The following is a 19,414-nucleotide window of genomic DNA, read 5'->3' on the forward strand; positions in this document are numbered from 1 at the left end:
GATAAGCAACCTTTTATTTAGCCTTATTGCAATTACATTGCCATTTCTGCTATATTTGCTGCATGTTATTTGCCGATATTTTAGGTCAGAATCATATAAAAACTCATTTAGCAAAGAGCGTAGATAACGGTAGAATACCTCATGCGCAGCTATTTGTAGGAAAAGAAGGGTGTGGCACGCTACCAACTGCCATTGCTTATGCACGGTATGTGTTATGCAAAAATATTGGTGCTGAAAACAATGACGGTAATGAGGCTTGTAATATAAAATTCAAAAATTTTTCTCATCCAGATTTACATTTTGCCTTTCCTGTTATAACGAGTAGCAAAGCTAAGAGCCATCCTGTTTCGAAGCATTATCTAGAAGAATGGCGCCAACTTTTAAAAGAACAACCTTATGGGAATTTATTCGATTGGTACAAACTGCTAGGAGTGGACAACAAACAAGGTCAAATAGGTGTTGATGAAGCCCTAGATATTGTAAAGTCATTAAGTTTAAAATCGTATGAAGGTGGTTATAAAGTGATGATTATTTGGATGGCTGAGAAAATGAACACCGCCTGTGCGAACAAATTGCTTAAGCTCATTGAAGAACCTCCTAATAAAACTATTTTTATTCTTATTGCCGAAGATGAAGAACAGATAATCAACACCATACGATCGCGGTGTCAAATACTTCATTTTCCTCCTTTAGCAGAAGAAGTAATAAAGGAGGCTCTAATTAAAGATTATAGTTTAGATGCGACTGTAGCAGCAAAAATTGCACATCAGGCAAATGGCAACTATAACAAAGCTTGTGACTTAGTATACCAAGATTCTGAAGATTTACAATTTGAAGAATGGTTCGTTTTCTGGATAAGAAGTGCTTTTAAAGCAAAAGGTAATAAAAAAGCAATTCACGATTTAATTTCTTGGAGTGAAGATATTGCGAAAACGGGAAGGGAAACTCAAAAACAGTTTTTACATTTCTGTATTAACTTTATTAGGCAAGCCTTGTTATTAAACTATGGAGCCAGCAATCTTGTATATTTAGAACCTAAATCTAAAAACTTCAAGCTTGAAAACTTTGCTCCTTTTATACATAATAATAACATTTTAGAAATTAGCGAAGAGCTTCAAAATGCCATTTATCATATTGAGCGTAATGGGAATTCGAAAATTATATTAACGGACTTATCTATAAAGCTTACTAGATTACTTCATAAAAAATCTGCTTAACCAAAATAGTCTTTATACTAAAATTCTAGTCTGAAAACAACGTTTGGTGTTATTCCTAAAGAGGTTCTATTTACTTCTCGTAATACTTCCCCCGTTTCAATAGTGCTTTGTCTTTTTTCATAAGTTCTACTCAATAAATTCTCTTTATTGTATACATTCAAAAGAGAGATCCCAAATTTTCCCTTCCACTTTTCATTAGAAGAAATATTAAACTTATAGGTGGCAGAAATGTCCAATCTATCATAATTAGGCAATCTGGCTCCATTTGTCTCCTCAAAATCAATAACCTCCCCGTCTGAAGTATCTATTAAACCGGAAGCCTTAGTGTAAGGGATGCCAGTTCTTATATTCCATCCTAAGGAAACATTAAAATCATTCCATTCATAGGTATGGGACCAAGTTAAATGATGTGTTATATCTGTATTTCCCGAAAAACTTTGACCGTTGTTTATATTGCTAAATGTAAAATCGTTATTCATAACAGAATAACTTATCCAAGTTCGGTAATTCTGTATTTTCTTTTTTACGAGTACATCTAGGCCAAATACATTACTCTTTCCTCTTGAGAAAAAATCCTCAATATTATCAAACCCGAGCGTGAAGGATGTTAAGCCTTGAATATTTCTATAATACCCTTCTACATCAATATTCCAACCGCTTTGATCCAATATAAACCCAGCAGTTAATTGAGTACTTTCCAAAACCGGAATATCGCCACCATCTGAAAGTGCCCAAATTTGGTTTTCTAATCCAAATTCTCGTGTATTAAATTCCACAATTTGACTAACAGCTTGATGCAAACTTTCTCCCGATATTTTAAACCTTAAGTTTGAACTTATTGATCTTTCTATTTGTAGCCGCGGTTCAACAAAAAGTTGGTCAGATACCGAAAAATAATTAGTCCTTATTCCGGCATTTATAAACCATTTGTTTTTTATTTTATATCGATAATCTAAATAAAGAGCATGCGTGTTATTTGTATTAATATTAGATTCGTCAAAGCTTTCTTCTGGCGCTTCGCTATCAATAAAACTCAAGCCGTAAGCAACTTTATTTGATGAAAACTGATAGCCTAAACCTAAAGATTTTTTAGAATTAAGTTTCCAATCTGTATCAAATGAAAAACCCAAATCTTGAATTTTGTTTTGTTTGCTTAGTACATCACTAAATTCATCTGTAATACTATTACTCCCATTATATTCTAATTCAAAATCAGAAATATAACCGTTAAGTTGATGCGAAAATGACTCGCTAGATTTATGATTCCAATTAAAACTTGCACCTTGATTAATTATTTCTAACTGATCTTGAGAAGCCTCATCAAATTCCTCTATTAAGAAACCGTAATCAAGTTTGTTTTTGGTGTAAAGGCTACTTATGGTAAACTCATTATTTTCATTAGGCTTTAACATTGCCTTTACGGTAAAGTCGGTAAAATAAAATAAATCTTTGGTGGTTAAAAATTCATCATCCTCGAACACTTTATTTCCATCAGAAATTTTAGTTTCTTGAAAAACTCTTTGAGATAAATTACGAAAGGTCTCGGTGTCAAAAGCATCTGTAATAGATCTTCTAGCAGAAACCATTATAGCCAAATTATCGTCTAGCGGAGCCTTCAAATACGCATCTGCATGGGTCATATTAAAACCAAAACCACCATTAATTTTTTCAGGTATTCCGCTATCTGACGTAATATCTATAACTCCAGATATTCTATTGCCATAACGCGCTTGAGTTCCGTTTTTATATACTTTTATTTCGTCTGTTATATATGGGTTAAACGCGGAAATAGTTCCAAAAAAATGCCCAGAATGATACATTTTAATGCCATCCCAAAGGATTAGGTTTTGATCTGGAGTGCCTCCTCTAATATATAAACCTGCAGCCGTTTCGGTTGGACTTTGTACTCCAGGAATCAATTGAATACTTTGTAAAACATCAGGTTCGGTTAATCCAGGAAGAATTCCTAATTTTTTTGGAGAAAGGGAAATAGAAGCATCGTCATTTTTTTTACTAATACCGGTAGTTAAATATTCCTCTATTAAAACTTCATCTAACTCTTGGGTATCTGTTAAACGGAGTCGACGACTCTTAACTGTGTAATAGCGATCGGATTCTTTTTTAATTCTAATAGCAGCTTTTTCTTCTAGAAAAAACAAAATATCTTCTAGAAGGGCTTCTTTTAATTGAAGTGTTATAAACCTGTCGTTTACTAATTCAGAATTAAAAGAAAACTTAATATTAAATTTTTCTTCCAATTCTGAAAAAACAACACTTATAGGTTCGTTTAAATAGTTTAAAGATGCTCTGTTTTGAGCTGTTACATATAACGAAAAAAAAAAAAGAAAATCGCTATGTTAAATTTCATTTACTATTCTTAATTAATTCAAGTAGTACCCAAATTTAGGGTAATATAACTAAATAAAATAAAATTTAGTTATTGTTGTTTGAATTAAGAAGAATAACACCTGTTTCCTTATTAACAGAGTACGATAATCCCATTGGTACTGAAACGGTTTTTAGGGCTAGTTTTAAATCTTTGTGTGTGAAAGCTCCAGTAAAACGTTTGTTGCTATCTATATTAGATTTATCTAGCGTAATATCGAATTGATTTTCTAAAGACATTAACACTTGGTTTATTGGTGTGTTTTTAAACGTGCTTTCTCCTAAAGTCCAGTTTGATTCGGTTAAGGCAAAATCCCATTCTTCCAAACTATTATTAACCACACGAACAGCGTCTCCAGGTAAAAGAATAACATTTTTATTTAAAACGGCGCTTGTAACTCTTACTTTACCTTCCATACATTGCACTTCAAAATAAGAATCTCTTGAAATTACATTAAACTCTGTTCCTAGCACTTCTACCATTCCAACATCTGTAAGAACCTTAAAAGACTCTCCTTTTTCAACATCGAAAAAAGCTTCTCCATTTAATTGTAAAGCACGATTAGATTTCCATCCAATTGTTTTATAATCTAAATGACTATTGGCATTAAGTTTTACTTCAGAATTGTCTGGAAGCACAACAGCTAATTGCTCGCTAAATCCTGTATCAAAATGCGATTTCATTGTCATTACATAAAATACTCCAAATGCAATAACTACCGCAGCTGCAGCATAAGCCCAATTAGGTATAAGTTTAACAACTTTCCCTTTAGGTCTTGTCGATTGAGAATTATTTAGTTCTTGTAATTTACTTAATAGTGCTTGATCGTTAAAAGTAGGTGCTTTTAGATTTTGGGACGCATCATTAATTCTTTTAAGAACGGGATAATCATCAGATTTTTGAAACTTTTCTAGCTCTTGCGGAGATAAATCTCCCGCAATCCAACGCGCTAAAAAAGCATTATCTTTAATATATTTCTCCATTTATTTGTATGTTCTTATAATATATAAACAGCCAAGATTCATTTTACCCTACTTTAAATGTTACCTAATTTTTCTCTTAATGTAATTAAAGCCAAACTCATACGTTTTTCTACTGCTTTAACCGAGACACCTACTATTTCAGAAATTTCAGAATATTTCTTCTTATCGATTCTACTCAATAAGAATACTTCGCGTTGCTTTTCTGGCAAATCGGCAATTACTTTTTTCAGCTTTATCATAAACTCTTGTTCCTCCATTAAAAATTCTGGAGACTCATTTGTTCTATCACTAAAAGATAAAGATTGATGTTGAAGCACAATTTTTTTATGAGCTACTTCATTTAAAAAAAGATTTCTAGCTACAGTATATAAATAAGACCTTGCTTTTTCAAATATTACTTTAGAGCAATTATTCCAAAGTTTAACAAATGCATCTTGGACAATATCTTCCGCCTGTTGCCTATCACCACATTTGTAATACACAAAATTAAAAAGTGATTTAGAATGTGTTTTAAATAGCTGCTGGTAGTTTATTTGCTCACAGACAGATTTGGTTTCTTCATTCATATATACATAAAAGTATGTAGGCCTTATTCTTCAAAATTAAAAAAATTAAATAAATAAGTAGGGTGTTTTCTTTTTTAACTGTTATACATATAAACAAAGTTGTTTAGCCCCAAATAACAATCGAGTTTTTTTTAGCCCCAAGCTAAGCCCCCTATTTACTTTTAACTTACCTACATTTTTATGGATTACGCAATTCTGTGTCTTAAAATAATATTTAAGATTTGGTTTAAATAGTAATGAAAAATTACATGGTATTGCATTCAGGTTTAATTACCTGAAAAGGTTGAGTTAGCTAATTTGCGCCAAAGCATGTCCCCAATCAATAAGACTTTGTCGCAAATTTGCAACTTAAATGAAAAAGAATGTTGAACCGATAGACAAAGTTGCTATGACTTTATTAACGTCTTATTTTGTGAGTAAGCAAGAAAAATTAAAAGATACTAATGACGCCTTTTTAAGTTTGTCTAAAGGTAAATGTCAAAATAATTGTCCCGTTTATGATCTATGGATTTTTGAAAACGGCCAAGTTATTTATAAAGGCATAGAGAATGTTATAAAAACAGGTGTTCATACAACCACTATATCAACAGATGTTGTTAGGCAAATGAACGATTTCATTTTAAACTCTAATTCAAGAGATATTGGTGATGCTAAGGGCAGAGACAACCCTTTAACTATAATAAAATTTAATAATAAAAAGATTGTGTTTCAATCGCAAAGAGCAAAAGGAAATTTATTAGAATTAAACAATCTGCTTGAGCATATTGCAAATGTGATAAACGAAAACAACGATTAAAATATAAAAAAACAAATAAAAGAGAATGAGGGTTCAAGCTTTTATTGTGTGCCTCCGCTAAACCTAACTAGCGGAGGTTTTTTTTATTTAAAACCTTATTTACTTAAAAATTAGAAAGTCACTCAATTATTTGAGAAAATCTTTTAACCCTTTGTTTATCAAATTATTACGTGTTATTTGGCTTCGTAATTGGCATTCAAAGCATCTAATATGGTTTGTGTTAAATCGTTCTCTTCAGAACCGTAAAGCACTGAAGCAGCTGCATCACTAGTCCCCAAGATGTACGTGTAGTTATTTGTTTTGCCGTAATCTTTTACAAAATCCTTCACTTTTACAATTAATGAATCGATTTCTGTTTGAAATGCCTGTCCAAGTTGTTGCTGTTCAAATTGCATTTGTTGTTGCAATACTTGTTGCTTTTGTTGTAAACCCGACATTAATTCCTGAGCCTTTTTTTGACTAGATTTTCTAGCAGTAATTTGTGTTTGCTGAACTTCTAATTGAAATGCTTGACCAATACTATCTGCTTTTTTCTTCCAAACGTCTTCTTTTGTTTGAAACTTTGCTTCTACATCTTTCTTTTCTTGATACTCATTAATAACTGTTCCATTATCTAAATAACCAATCTTTTTTTCTTTTTGGCAAGAAGTTATTATAACAGCAACTAATAGTAAGTAAATTATATTCTTCATTTTTAAATATTTAATATTCCGACAAAAGTAACAAAGTAGGTCTTATTTTAAAATGGATTTGCTTTGATTTTAACTTATAATAATTTTTTATGCTAAAAAAAATTCTAATAAATAATATTTATAAAAATCAAATCGATTTAAAGCGTTTTAAGAGACTTATAAAAAGAGCCTATGATTTTGCTTGTGCATTTAAACAAATGCAAAATAAATGCTGTTAAATTAAGTTTTGACTATTTCTAACAACATAAATTAAAGAAGATGCTTCTTTATTTCTAAGTGCTTTTATATTTGAAAGCAGTCCAATCCAAAAACCTTTAATAGGATTCATTTTACCAGATTTATATTTTTCTGAAAGCATGCTCACATAAAAAGCATCAAACCACATGGGTTTTATTTTTATCACTTTCATAAATTCCTTCGAAACTAATTTCGAAATAGATTCTTTATTAAAATGCCAAAGATGTCTTGGTGCATCGTAAGCTGCCCAAAACTCTTTGTAATGTTTTGCATCGTAACTTTTATAATTTGGTACAGCAATAATTATAGTTCCATTTGGTTTCAATAAGTTATTAAAAACTGAAATGTGTTCTTCTAAATTCGGTAAATGTTCTAATACATGCCAAAGAGTAATAACATCAAAGCTATTGGCTTCAAATTTTAAAAGTTGCTCTATTTCAAAAACTGAATTGTTTGTTTTCTTATTGGCAATTTTACGAGCTTGATCATTCGGTTCTATGCCAGAAACATTCCAATTGTTATCTAAAGCTAATTGTATAAAATCACCTGTGCCACATCCTACATCTAATAGGTTTTTTTCCTCCGAAGAAAAAGAATTAATTAAATTCAGTTTCTTTTTTAGTGAAATTGTTCGAACTAGATGATATACTTTTTCGAATAGATTTCTTTTAGAATCTGTATGCGAAATGTAATCTTCACTTTTATAGTATTCTGGTAACTTATCTGAAGAAGGTTGCGGTGTGGTTTCTAAAAAACCGAATTCTGTGTTTTTGATTAATTCAAATCCTTCTCCTGAAACGGAATGGTCTTTTACTTTTAAATTTTCTTTAGCCACGAATACACAAATGTTTATTTAATGGAAATTAGCTTTAAATATGTTTCAAATTTACTAAACATGGTTGTATTCTATGATTTAAAATGGATTACTGCCTGCACAGAAATGACAAAAATTTCATGTTACAAACAAAACGTTCCACGTGGAACATGCTAAATTAACACGTATCGATTGTCGATTTAGCGGCCCATATAAACCAACAAAACCGAAATGTCATTTGGTGAAACCCCACTAATTCTAGATGCTTGTGAAACCGTTCTGGGTTGAATTTTTTTAAGTTTTTCCCTAGCCTCAAAACTCATAGATTTGATTTTTGAAAAGTCAAAATTATCTGGAATTTTCACATACTCTAGCCTTGTTAACTTGTCGGCATTGTTTTTTTCCTTAGCAATATATCCCGCATATTTCACTTGGATTTCGGTTTGCTCTATCACTTCTCTATCAAGATTATTATCTTGAATATAAGCCTCAACACTTCCTACCTTTCTAATATCATCCATCTCAATATTTGGTCTAGAAAATACTTTAAAAAGCTTCCCTGACTGTTTTACCTCAGCAGAATTTTTAGATCCTAAAATAGGGTTTATCTCTTCTGGTTTTACGCTTTGTGTTTCGAAAAAGTTAACAAACTTTTCTGCTGCTTCATGCTTTTCTTCCATGCGTTTTAACCGCTTTTCAGAAGCCAAACCTAGATCAAAACCTTTTGGTGTTAATCTTAAATCTGCATTATCTTGCCGCAATAGCGTTCTATATTCTGCTCTCGATGTAAACATGCGATAAGGTTCTTCAGTTCCTTTGGTTATCAAATCGTCAACTAAAACGCCAATATAAGCCTCATCTCTTTTTAAAGTAAAAGCTTCTTTTTTCTCAACTTTTAAACTAGCATTTATTCCTGCCATTAATCCTTGAGATGCGGCCTCCTCGTAACCAGTTGTACCATTAATTTGACCTGCGAAATACAAACCTTCCACAAGCTTAGTTTCTAAAGTGTGCTTTAATTGTGTTGGCGGGAAATAGTCATATTCTATAGCATAACCCGGTCTAAAGAATTTCACATTTTCAAAACCAACTACAGATCGTAAAGCTTTAAACTGAACATCTTCTGGCAAGGAAGTAGAAAAGCCATTGACGTAAACCTCACAAGTATTCCAGCCTTCAGGCTCTATAAATAGTTGATGCCTATCTTTATCTGCAAATCTATTGATCTTGTCTTCTATAGAGGGGCAGTAACGAGGCCCCAAACTTTTAATTCTACCATTAAACATTGGCGACCTTTCAAAGCCTTCGCGAAGTAAATTATGTACTTCTGGACTTGTATAAGTCATGTGGCAAGAACGTTGATTTTTCAATGGTTTTGTAATATCTAAATAAGAGAACTTTTCTGGATTATCATCTCCCGGTTGTTCAATCATTTTTGAAAAATCTAACGACCGCCCATCAACTCTTGGGGGTGTTCCGGTTTTCATTCTACCAGAATCAAAACCCAAACCGACAAGCTGTTCTGTAATTCCCGTTGCTGCTCTTTCTCCGGCTCTACCTCCTCCAAAATTTTTATCGCCAATATGTATTAAGCCATTTAAAAAAGTTCCATTTGTTAAAACAACTGACTTTGCCTTTATCTTAATCCCTAAAGACGTTTTTACGCCAACCACTTTATGATTCTCGACTATTAAACCAGAAACCATTTCTTGGTAAAAGTCAAGATTCGGAGTTGCTTCTAAAAGCAATCTCCAATCTTCAGCAAAACGCATTCTGTCACTTTGAACTCTTGGGCTCCACATTGCAGGTCCTTTGGATTTATTCAGCATTTTAAACTGAATGGCAGAAGTATCAGACACGATGCCACTATAACCTCCTAGCGCATCAATTTCTCGAACAATCTGTCCTTTTGCAATACCGCCCATAGCAGGATTACACGACATTTGCGCAATGTTTTGCAAGTTCATAGTAACAAGCAATGTTTTGCTTCCCATATTTGCAGCAGCAGCAGCAGCTTCACTACCAGCATGACCTGCTCCAACTACTATAACATCATAAACTTCGTTAAACATAATTGTACCTTTTTTAATCAAGGATGTTCCACGTGGAACATTTCAATAATTAAGTTTGCAAATATACGCTGAAATCTTTAATTCTTCTGAAGTATTGACAAGTAGTGATTTTCTTTTGTACGCATGGTCTGAGCATCCGAACTAGTTTTGTCTTTATAGCCACAATAATGCAGCACGCCATGAATGATAACACGGTTTAATTCCTCTGAAACCGAAACAGCAAAATCTTTAGCATTGTCTTTTACCCTATCAACAGAAATAAATATGTCTCCTTGTATTAATTTTCCTATGGAATAATCGAAACTAATAATATCCGTAAGCGTGTCATGATTTAAGAACTCCAAATTCAATTTATGCAAATATTCATCATCACAAAACACATAATTAATTTCTTCCAATTTAAATCCTTCAGACAAAATAGTATTAGAAATCCACTTAGAAATCTTATCCTCATTTTCTAACTTAAATGCTGTTTCGTAATTGAACTTAATCATTCGTGTTTTTGAAATACTCTTGTACTTTCTTTTTATAAATCTGCTGCAAAGGTAATGCTTGCTTGTTCAATATTTCAGTAGTTTTAAAATATTGTTTTGCCGTTGGAATTTGATTATTAGAATTATTTTGGAACTGGTTTTTATTCGTTTCAGACTCACGTTTATTATCCTCTCCTTGCTGGAATGTTGCATTTTCTAGTTTTAGTAATTGATGTTGTAGTTCCATCATTTTTTGTAATGTTTGATTAGTAAAACCTTTGTTCAGTAAATCCAACTCTACGTCTTCCATTTTCTTAAGCAATTTTTCTCCTTCTCCTCCAACTCCATTTTTACCACGTTTATCCAAAGCATCTTTTAAAGCTTGACGTAATTGTTGTTGTTTCTGGTAAATCTCATACAGTTCTCCATTTAATCCTTCGCCATTGGAATTACCATTCTCGCCTTCTCCACCATTTTCACCCTCCTTCGCTTGTTTTCCCTCTTTACCTTTCTCACCTTCTTTTTCTCCTTTTCCTTCTTTCTCACCTTCTCCCTCTTTAGGCTCTCCTTTCTCCCCTTTTTTCATCCCTTTCTCCATCATTTTATTTAATTCTTCCTGACTCATAATAATATCAGGCAATTGCATATCTCCTTGACCTTTTCCAGGCATCATGCTCATACTTTCTTGCATATTATCAAGAACGTTACTCAAAATATCGGCTAGATTATTTGCTGCTGTAATAGCAAATTGTTGGTTTGAAACCCCTTGGTATAATTGATTTTCGGCAAGTAAATCCAGAGCTTTTTCTATATTAAAATACACTTCTGTTATTTCCTTATTAACCCTTTCGGAGAGTTTGGGTTGCCTTAGAGATAAAGCAAACAGGCTATCATCAATGTGCTCAAAATGTTCTCTTAAATTATTCTGGTTTCTGAGATAATTTGCGTACTTATTATTATTAATACCTATAGATTTAAACTTTTTCATTAACGCCTCTTCATCAAATGAAAAAAGCACTAAGTTGTCTAATATCTGCCTAAGCATCTCCATGTCTTCTTGCATTTGCTCCCCGCCGCCGCCTTGCATAGCACTTTGCATTTTCTGACTCATTTGTTTCATTTTCTGAGCCGCTTTTTTCTGATTCTTTTGGGCGTTCTTCTGACTGTCTTGCTTCTCACCTCCGTCATCTGAAGTTTCTTTTTGATCCAAGTTTTCTGAAGCTTCTTTCTGCTCATTTTCCACTTCCTTTTCATCCAACTTATCTCTTGGAAAATCCATAGGTTTCCTTAGAGATTTGTTGTCTTTCTCAAGATTCTCTATAGCTTTCTTGAAATCTTCAAATTTTTTATTCAATTCATCTTGTTTGTCTTTCGTGTTATTTTCTTCAGACTCATTTGACAATTTCTCTTGCTCTTTAGCCAATTCCTCTAAATCGCTTTTTAGCTTTTCTAATTTCTTCTCAACATAATAGCGCTTTGTTAGTTCCAATAACTGCTGGAGACTTCGTTTTTTGTTTTTATTCTGTTTAGCTAACTCTTCTAGTTTTTGAACAAGCTCTTCTTTATTTATTTTTTCTTGTAGCTTTTTTAATTCTTCAAGCAGCTTTTCGTCTCTTTCTAGCTGCTCTTCATTCTCCTTCAGTCGTTCTTTTAAGTCCTCTTTAAAAACATCTTCTTCTGGATTTTCTTTTTGAAAATCTTCTAAATTATCTTTTAATTTCTTATTGAAGTTTTTCATCATTTCGTCTTGATGTATTTGACGTTTCAAAAATGATTCTAGCTTCTTTTTATCATTAAACTTAAGATCTGATTTTTCCTTTTGGGTTCTAGTTAATTCTTCTAATTGCTTTTCTTGTTCATCATACTTCTTTAAAGACTTATTTAAATCTTTAATTGTTTCACCTTGCTCCTGCAACTTCTTTTGAGTTTCTTCTTCTTGTGTTCGTTTTCTATAAACAAACACATTACTCTTTACGCTTTTATATTTGTTAACTATATCATTGTCAAATACTTGAAAATACATTTCATAAGAAACTCCTTCTTTAATATCTAAATCATTCGGGAAGGCAGTCACAAAATCTGCAACATTTGATTTCGAAATAGGAATGACTTTATAAGCTTTAGAATCATTACCTTCAACTGGATAATAAACCAATTGCAGCTTTGTTAAACCATAATCATCACTTAATTGTCCATAAAAATATAGAGACTGTAAATCCAAACTATCTGTTTGAACTTTAATATTTATTTCTGGATATTCATCCTTTACAACATCAATCTTAAAAGATAAATTCTCATAATCTTTTAAATTGGCATTACTCGTGCTTAAGCTGTAATCTAAATCGTTATAAAGTAGTTTTAACGCACTAAAACTATTTGCCTCACCTGAAGAAAAAAGAAGTGTGTCCTTTGAAAAAATGCTCACATTCTCTGTAGCTTTTGTTTTAAGTAACCATGTAATATTTGTTCCTTCTGGCACTAAGGCGTTTCCAGTTCCCTTTAGCGTTTCATCCTTTTTTCTCGTATGACTTGGATAATCTAAAACCATATCGAAACTAACAAGTGATGGTACTTGTAAAGTACTTAATGTATAAGGCTTAGAAGTAACATTATTTGCTGATAATCGAAATTCCACATCCGTTTTTAACTGCGAAAAAACAAATTCAAATTCTCCTGAAGCAGTCTTCTGTAAAAAATAGGTCTCGTTGTTATATTGAATTTCAGCATTTTCCGGCACAACATCTCCTACTGTCTTAACAATGAGCTTGTAATCTTCATTTTCAATGGCATTTAAGGTGTTATTTACAACAAAAAACTGAAATGGTGCTGGCGGCTCATAAGCTGTTTTATAGTTAACTACCCGTATGTAACTATCACTAAACCAATTGGAATTTCCTGATATAAAAGTTAATAAAAGAATGGCAACAGGAATAGCCGCATATTTTAGATACTTAATGTTTTTACTGAAGTTAATAGCAAGTTTAAAAGGAATGGGGTTTAACTCGGTAGATTTTTGTTCAATACTTGCCAAAAGCAATTCAGATTGTTTTTCGCTTTGATGAAGCTGTAAAACATTAAGCAATTTGTCGTTTACCTCCGAAAAGTGTTGCCCAATAATTTTAGAAGCTTTTACATAATCAATACCCTTTTGAAGTTTAAATAGCTTCAATAAAGGCAGAGCGATAAATTTGCCGAATAAAACAAGTTCTACAGCAATAAAAACCCAAAACAATAGGGTTCTAGCAAATGAAGAAAGCCATAGAATATACTCAACAAACAACGTAAACAATAAATACAAGAGCCCTATTGCAAAAAATAAGATTGCACCTCTTATGAGTTCATTAGTGTAGTATTTTCTAATGAATTGCTCTAGTTTACCTAAAACATTATTAAAATTTTCTTGCATTTCTTAATAGAATCTCTTCAATATATATTTGCCGTTCTTAAATACCCAAGCTATATTCAATTATAGCTATGTAATATAACTCACTAATCTACAATTTTATTTTTTACAAGGTTTATAATTAAGTGTTAATTGTATCTTTGCCACAAATTACTAACATGACCAAAAAAGTTAGGGTGCGATTTGCACCTAGCCCAACAGGACCATTGCATATTGGAGGCGTACGTACTGCCCTATTTAATTATTTGTATGCTAAAAAGCATCATGGAACATTTATTTTAAGAATTGAAGACACCGATCAAAATAGGTATGTTAATGGTGCAGAAAAATACATTATTGATGCTTTAAATTGGTGCGGAATGTCTTATGATGAAGGCCCAGGAAAGAATGAAAAGTTTGGTCCTTATAAGCAAAGTGAGCGTAAGCATCTTTATAAACAATATGCGGATCAATTGATTGCTTCTGGTCATGCTTACTATGCTTTTGACACCTCTGAACAACTAGACTTTCACAGAAAAGATCATGAATCTAAAAGTAAAACATTTATATACAATTGGCACAATAGAGAAAAGGGACGTTTAGTAAATTCTTTAGTGCTTTCTGATAACGAAACGCAAGCAAAAATTAATGCTGGTGAAGACTTTGTAATTCGTTTTAAGTCACCACAAGACGAGGTTCTTAATCTAAAAGATATCATCCGTGGCGATATAAAAATTGACACAAATGTTTTAGATGATAAAGTGCTTTTTAAAAGCGATGGTATGCCGACCTATCATTTAGCTAATATTGTAGATGACCATTTAATGGAAATTTCTCATGTAATCCGTGGCGAAGAGTGGCTCCCTTCATTAGCATTACACTATCAGCTATATAGTGCTTTTGGTTGGGAAGCGCCTGAATTTGCACATTTACCACTAATTTTAAAACCTACAGGCAAAGGGAAACTAAGTAAGCGAGATGGTGATAAATTAGGTTTTCCGGTTTTTCCTTTGGAATGGGAAGACCCAAAAACTCATGACGTTTCAAGGGGTTATAAGGAAGATGGTTATTTCCCAGAAGCCATGGTCAATTTTCTTGCATTTCTCGGTTGGAACCCAGGAACCGAACAAGAAATTTTCTCATTAGGCGGGTTAATTGACGCTTTTGATTTAAAGAAAGTAAATAAATCTGGCGCCCGATTCGATCCAGATAAAACCAAATGGTTTAACCATCATTACATGCAAGAACAAAGTAACGACGTGCTTGCAGAAATGTTTAAGTCGTCACATAAAGCATTAGCAGATATTGATGTGAATTACCTAGCATTAGTTATTGGTTTAGTGAAGGAGCGCGCTACTTTTATAAGCGATTTTTGGGACCTGACTTACTACTTTTTTCAGGCGCCTAAAATGTATGATGAAAAGGCCTCCAAAAAAGCCTTTAAAGAAGAAACTCCTGAGATAATGAATCAAGTAATTGATTTAATTAATGATATTGAGGACTTTTCTGCAGAAACCCTTCAGAAGGAAATTAAAGGTTGGATCACAAGTAACAACATAGGTTTTGGAAAAGTTATGATGCCGCTCCGCCTATCTCTTGTGGGTGCTTTACAGGGTCCAGATGTTTTTGATATTATATATATGATTGGGCAAACTGAAAGCGTCAAACGCATTCAAACTATGGTGAATAAGTTGCAGTAGTTAGTGTTTAGAAAGAAATCATAGCTCCAAATACTAACATGGATTGATTTCCTTCAAATCGTTCGTCTCCACCCGTAGTATCTAATGTTTGGCTCTCTAATTTTCTCAAAATATTGGTGAAACCATAAATATATTGTGCCTTCAATCGGATGAACTTATAACCAACCGACGCCCCTATTAAGCCATTAAAATTAAACCTAGAAATCTCTAAAATATCATTGGCTTGTAAATTGTCGTAATTATTTATGTAATACCCCTCTTGGTTGTCGTTTTCTAATTCAAACTTCCCGTTATATTGCAACATGGGACCAACATCAATAGTTAAATAGCTGCCTATAAGCTTTACATGGCCTAATAAAGCCAATTGTGCAGCGAACATTTTATATTCTATAAATTCTTCTTGTGTACTAACAATATCTGGTCTTCCAGAAATATTAATATAATTCTCCGATAATTGCATACCGTAACTCATGTTGTACCATCTATGAGGTAAATCTACTGTGGCCGACATTCCGAATAAAAAACCATCACCTTGCTCGGTTATAAAATTATCAGTTTCAATATCCAATTTGGTAATTCCACCAAAAATCCCAATGCCATTTGTGATGTCATAATTTCTGGGTTGTGCAAAACTTGTTGTAACAAAACATGTAGTAATTGCTACTAATAAAAAGAGGCTATTAATTTTCATAGTTAAGGTTATATGCCGCCAAATATAATATAAATTTTGTATCTTAATTTTTCTAACATTTTTAAACAAATACCATGAACTACTTATTTTTTCCCTTTATTTTCATTGGATTAATTATTTTAATCTCCTCTTTCTTTATCGTAAAACAACAGAGTGCTGCTATTATTGAGCGATTTGGTAAGTTTCAAAGCATCCGCCACTCAGGTTTGCAATTAAAGATTCCTTTAGTTGATAAAGTTTCAGGCAGATTAAGTTTAAAAATCCAGCAATTAGATGTTATTATAGAAACAAAGACTTTAGATGACGTATTTGTTCGTCTTAAAGTGTCTGTACAGTATAAAGTAATTCGCGACAAAGTGTATGATGCTTTTTATAAACTAGATTATCCGCATGATCAAATTACTTCTTATGTTTTTGACGTTGTAAGAGCTGAAGTGCCAAAAATGAAGCTAGATGATGTCTTTGTTAAAAAAGATGATATTGCCTTAGCAGTAAAAGCCGAACTTAATGACGCGATGTCTGACTATGGATTTGATATTATTAAAACGCTTGTAACTGATATCGACCCAGACGCGCAAGTAAAAGAAGCGATGAACCGCATTAATGCTTCTGAACGTGAAAAAATTGCAGCGCAATTTGAAGGTGATGCAGCAAGGATTTTAATAGTTGAAAAAGCTAAAGCTGAAGCCGAAAGTAAGCGTTTACAAGGTCAGGGTATTGCAGATCAACGTCGCGAAATTGCTCGTGGATTAGAAGAATCTGTTGAGGTTTTAAACAAAGTTGGTATCAACTCTCAAGAAGCTTCTGCTCTTATTGTTGTAACGCAACATTACGACACTTTACAGTCAATTGGACAAGAAACTAATAGCAATCTTATTTTATTACCTAATTCGCCACAAGCAGGTAGCCAAATGCTAAACGATATGGTGGCTAGTTTTACTGCTAGTAACCAAATAGGTGAAGCCATGAAAAATTCGAAAAAGAATAAAGAGTAAAGCCCCTTATCTTAAAATAATAAACCTCAATATAACCATATTGGGGTTTCTTTTTTAGTTCTATAACTTCTTGAAATTGGGTTTCTTTTTTTTTGGTTCCTCCTCTACTTCGCTGTTTATACTTCCTGGAAAAGATATAGATGTACTAGCAAAAGTAGACCCAAAATTAATATTTGCATAGTACACTTGACTCACCGCCTCTTTTACTTGATCTTCAGACAATTCCTTTAAAGGATGTATAAAAACAGACCATAATACGCCATCGGAAACAGCGTATTTAACATCTAATGCCGTATGAAAGTTAGCAACTAGAGCAGCTTTAAGTAATTCGTCGTTTACGCTATTAGAATCTGTAATGGGAGAAATTATACGCATTCTATTGTGATTAGCATCAGTTATAGACATCATAGGAATTTCTTGTATATAAAATTGCCATGCACCAAGATTTCCTTGTATAGAATCACTAATCGTTGCGTATATGGCTTCTAATTTTTCATTAGTCATTTCCTGCGAAAAGTAGACTTGAGGTAGAATCAACAAAAGGAATAATAACTTCTTCATAGTGTTTGGTTTCTAATATTAAGTCGATAAAAACTAATAATCTAACAACACACTAAGCCAAAATCAACTAAAAGGATGTCTCTCCTCCCACTTTTGAATGGGGTTCATGTACTTGACTATGCATCTTAAAATAGTGTTTGCTATAAAATTATTAGTGTGTTTCAGATAAACATGCATTGTTTTTGGTTTGGCACCAATAGAGCTTTTAATCTCCATAGCAGTTCTGGCAAAAACAATAGATTCAAACTTGTTCTCAATTCCAAAAAACGCCATATCAAATATCATGTTTAAATACATTTGATGCTGGCTTTGCAATTCTTTATTATAGCCCAAAAAATAAGTTTCTAAAATATCATTATTAAGGATTAACGTATAAAACCCCACAAGTTGTTCATTTAAAAAGTATCCAAAAACCCTAAAATCCTCTTTTAATTGGCTTTTAAGGCACCTAAAATGATGTTTTTGAAGTTTAAAAGAATTCACCTTTGCATTGTCTGAAACAGTCTCATATAACTCAAAAATACCTTTAGAATGTGTTTCTATATATTCCGCATCTAATTCTCTTCTTTCAAGGTTAGCAAACTTCTTTCTAGCCGTTTTATAACGTCTCTTATATTTTTTATTGAAGGCCATAATATAATCCTCTGGACGCTTCCACTCCTTGTTAATTGATAATAACATATTGGGCTGGACCTGAGCTTTATAAAGACCGTTGTCCTTGAAAAACTGGTAGCTTTTGTGAATATTATCATCTACAAAATAGTCCTTAAAAGCTACAATCCTTATTTTCTTCTTAAACCTAGTTCTAATTTGCAAGGTTAACTCTTGAATGGCCTTTTCAAGTGTATTTAAAAACTCGTCTTGACTTAATTTTTCTAATTCGAAATAAAAACCATGCTGTCCAGTATGCATTAAATTCCCAATTACTAAGGCGTTTCCTTTTACGATTTTTGAAACCAACTGCTTAGCTAATTGTTTTAACTTATTATTTGAGCTTTTTCTAAATATATCGTCGGCATACATTTCAACTCGTTGAATAATTGCTACACCAACTAGTTCATTCCACTTAAAAACACCAATGTAGTATGACGAAATGTTCTTAGGAGCCGATTCTTCTAAGCCTCCTAAAAAGTTGGTTTTTAAAAAAATGTCCTTAGTGGAAAGTCCATCCCATGAAACTGGAAGGTTCTTAACCGTGCTATATATTTTATAATCTATCAATAGAAAAAGAAAAGACTGAAAATTACATTTCTCAGTCTCTGAATAAGTTAAAAGTTTACAAAAAGTTTATTTCCATCCACAAATTATAGCACCCATTACTCCAAGAGTCACTATCCAATAACCTGCATTTATAAATATATACTTAGCGCCTTTACGTTCAAACAACGCATTTGTGCCAATAATTGGCAATGCTATAAATACACCTGTTAAAACACCATGGAGTGCCCCGTGTTTAAAAGTTCTAAAAGCTTCTCCGTAATCTGCCATAAGGGTTTCATAAGACGGTAAGGCTACTGAAGGGTCTCCACCTACAAGGCTAAATACACCCATTTGATGAATAACAATTCCTGGAAGTGCGGTTGCTAATAAAAAAGCAAAAAGTAGCGCTAATCCAAAAATCTTAGCCATATTACCTCCTTTTACTTGCTCATCGGTCATGCCTGCGGCATGCATCCAAGCATTTCCAAAAACTTTAGGATTGTACCAAATGAAGCCAACAACTAATGCTGAAATTGCTGCAACTAACATTGCAAGCGGGTTTAAAAATTCCATAATAAATAGTTTTAGTTAGAAGTTAAATATAACTAAAATACAAACAGCGGTTGTTTTTTTAACATTATTAAAGGGT

Annotated in this window: 16 protein-coding genes and 1 pseudogene; 4 read left to right on the forward strand and 13 right to left on the reverse strand. The window is 32.7% G+C overall.

The genetic code is table 11. From position 1 onward, the window contains the following. The first annotated feature begins 62 nt into the window (after window positions 1–62). The gene (locus AC2D6V_RS03850) at window positions 63–1,217 is read left to right on the forward strand and encodes a DNA polymerase III subunit (RefSeq protein WP_484646733.1); all 1,155 of its coding nucleotides are present in this window, start codon (window positions 63–65) and stop codon (window positions 1,215–1,217) included. A gap of 17 nt (window positions 1,218–1,234) precedes the next feature. Here AC2D6V_RS03850 and AC2D6V_RS03855 read toward each other — a convergent pair whose 3' ends face one another. From AC2D6V_RS03855 to AC2D6V_RS03870, 4 genes and pseudogenes are all read right to left on the reverse strand, one after another. Then, window positions 1,235–2,857 carry a TonB-dependent receptor plug domain-containing protein gene (locus tag AC2D6V_RS03855; protein WP_484647511.1) on the reverse strand — a complete coding sequence of 541 codons (1,623 nt, stop codon included), beginning with the start codon at window positions 2,855–2,857 and terminating at the stop codon, window positions 1,235–1,237. 75 nt (window positions 2,858–2,932) lie between these two features. Beyond that, window positions 2,933–3,502 (reverse strand): annotated as a pseudogene (locus AC2D6V_RS03860) (TonB-dependent receptor plug domain-containing protein); the annotation flags it as partial. A gap of 148 nt (window positions 3,503–3,650) precedes the next feature. After that, the gene (locus AC2D6V_RS03865) at window positions 3,651–4,586 is read right to left on the reverse strand and encodes a FecR family protein (RefSeq protein ID WP_484646734.1); all 936 of its coding nucleotides are present in this window, start codon (window positions 4,584–4,586) and stop codon (window positions 3,651–3,653) included. A gap of 53 nt (window positions 4,587–4,639) precedes the next feature. Then, window positions 4,640–5,152 (reverse strand): RNA polymerase sigma factor, encoded by a 513-nt coding sequence (locus tag AC2D6V_RS03870; RefSeq protein ID WP_484646735.1) that lies wholly within the window; start codon window positions 5,150–5,152, stop codon window positions 4,640–4,642. Between the two features lie 352 nt (window positions 5,153–5,504). On the opposite strand from AC2D6V_RS03870, the gene AC2D6V_RS03875 reads away from it, so the two are divergent. Beyond that, window positions 5,505–5,948, forward strand: a complete 444-nt coding sequence (locus tag AC2D6V_RS03875; protein WP_484646736.1) for a DUF6438 domain-containing protein — start codon at window positions 5,505–5,507, stop codon at window positions 5,946–5,948. Between the two features lie 173 nt (window positions 5,949–6,121). On the opposite strand, the gene AC2D6V_RS03880 is transcribed toward AC2D6V_RS03875, so the two are convergent. From AC2D6V_RS03880 to AC2D6V_RS03900, 5 genes are all read right to left on the reverse strand, one after another. Then, window positions 6,122–6,640 carry an OmpH/Skp family outer membrane protein gene (locus AC2D6V_RS03880; RefSeq protein WP_484646737.1) on the reverse strand — a complete coding sequence of 173 codons (519 nt, stop codon included), beginning with the start codon at window positions 6,638–6,640 and terminating at the stop codon, window positions 6,122–6,124. 214 nt (window positions 6,641–6,854) lie between these two features. Further along, window positions 6,855–7,712: a class I SAM-dependent methyltransferase gene (locus tag AC2D6V_RS03885; RefSeq protein WP_484646738.1), complete on the reverse strand. Its 858-nt coding sequence runs from the start codon at window positions 7,710–7,712 to the stop codon at window positions 6,855–6,857. A gap of 179 nt (window positions 7,713–7,891) precedes the next feature. Further along, complete coding sequence (gene mnmG / locus AC2D6V_RS03890; RefSeq protein WP_484646739.1) at window positions 7,892–9,763, reverse strand: tRNA uridine-5-carboxymethylaminomethyl(34) synthesis enzyme MnmG; 1,872 nt, start codon at window positions 9,761–9,763, stop codon at window positions 7,892–7,894. 77 nt (window positions 9,764–9,840) lie between these two features. Further along, window positions 9,841–10,257, reverse strand: coding sequence for an rRNA maturation RNase YbeY (ybeY, locus tag AC2D6V_RS03895; RefSeq protein ID WP_484646740.1), 417 nt, complete (start codon window positions 10,255–10,257; stop codon window positions 9,841–9,843). Further along, window positions 10,250–13,642, reverse strand: a complete 3,393-nt coding sequence (locus AC2D6V_RS03900) for a hypothetical protein (RefSeq protein WP_484646741.1) — start codon at window positions 13,640–13,642, stop codon at window positions 10,250–10,252. The genes ybeY and AC2D6V_RS03900 overlap by 8 nt, the downstream gene beginning before the upstream one ends. A gap of 155 nt (window positions 13,643–13,797) precedes the next feature. On the opposite strand from AC2D6V_RS03900, the gene gltX reads away from it, so the two are divergent. Then, a complete protein-coding gene (gene gltX / locus AC2D6V_RS03905) occupies window positions 13,798–15,318 on the forward strand; it encodes a glutamate--tRNA ligase (protein WP_484646742.1) in 1,521 nt (506 codons plus the stop codon). A gap of 7 nt (window positions 15,319–15,325) precedes the next feature. Here gltX and AC2D6V_RS03910 read toward each other — a convergent pair whose 3' ends face one another. Continuing rightward, window positions 15,326–16,009: a hypothetical protein gene (locus AC2D6V_RS03910; protein ID WP_484646743.1), complete on the reverse strand. Its 684-nt coding sequence runs from the start codon at window positions 16,007–16,009 to the stop codon at window positions 15,326–15,328. Window positions 16,010–16,083: 74 nt separating this feature from the next. Here AC2D6V_RS03910 and AC2D6V_RS03915 point away from each other — a divergent pair, with 74 nt between their 5' ends. Then, the gene (locus tag AC2D6V_RS03915; RefSeq protein ID WP_484646744.1) at window positions 16,084–17,004 is read left to right on the forward strand and encodes an SPFH domain-containing protein; all 921 of its coding nucleotides are present in this window, start codon (window positions 16,084–16,086) and stop codon (window positions 17,002–17,004) included. Between the two features lie 60 nt (window positions 17,005–17,064). On the opposite strand, the gene AC2D6V_RS03920 is transcribed toward AC2D6V_RS03915, so the two are convergent. The 3 genes from AC2D6V_RS03920 to AC2D6V_RS03930 form a co-directional block, all read right to left on the reverse strand. After that, window positions 17,065–17,565, reverse strand: coding sequence for a hypothetical protein (locus AC2D6V_RS03920; RefSeq protein WP_484646745.1), 501 nt, complete (start codon window positions 17,563–17,565; stop codon window positions 17,065–17,067). A gap of 63 nt (window positions 17,566–17,628) precedes the next feature. Further along, the gene (locus tag AC2D6V_RS03925) at window positions 17,629–18,786 is read right to left on the reverse strand and encodes a GNAT family N-acetyltransferase (RefSeq protein ID WP_484646746.1); all 1,158 of its coding nucleotides are present in this window, start codon (window positions 18,784–18,786) and stop codon (window positions 17,629–17,631) included. Window positions 18,787–18,852: 66 nt separating this feature from the next. Further along, window positions 18,853–19,338, reverse strand: a complete 486-nt coding sequence (locus tag AC2D6V_RS03930; RefSeq protein ID WP_484646747.1) for a DUF1761 domain-containing protein — start codon at window positions 19,336–19,338, stop codon at window positions 18,853–18,855. Window positions 19,339–19,414 lie beyond the last annotated feature (76 nt).

This window comes from Algibacter sp. YIN40, from assembly GCF_057219435.1.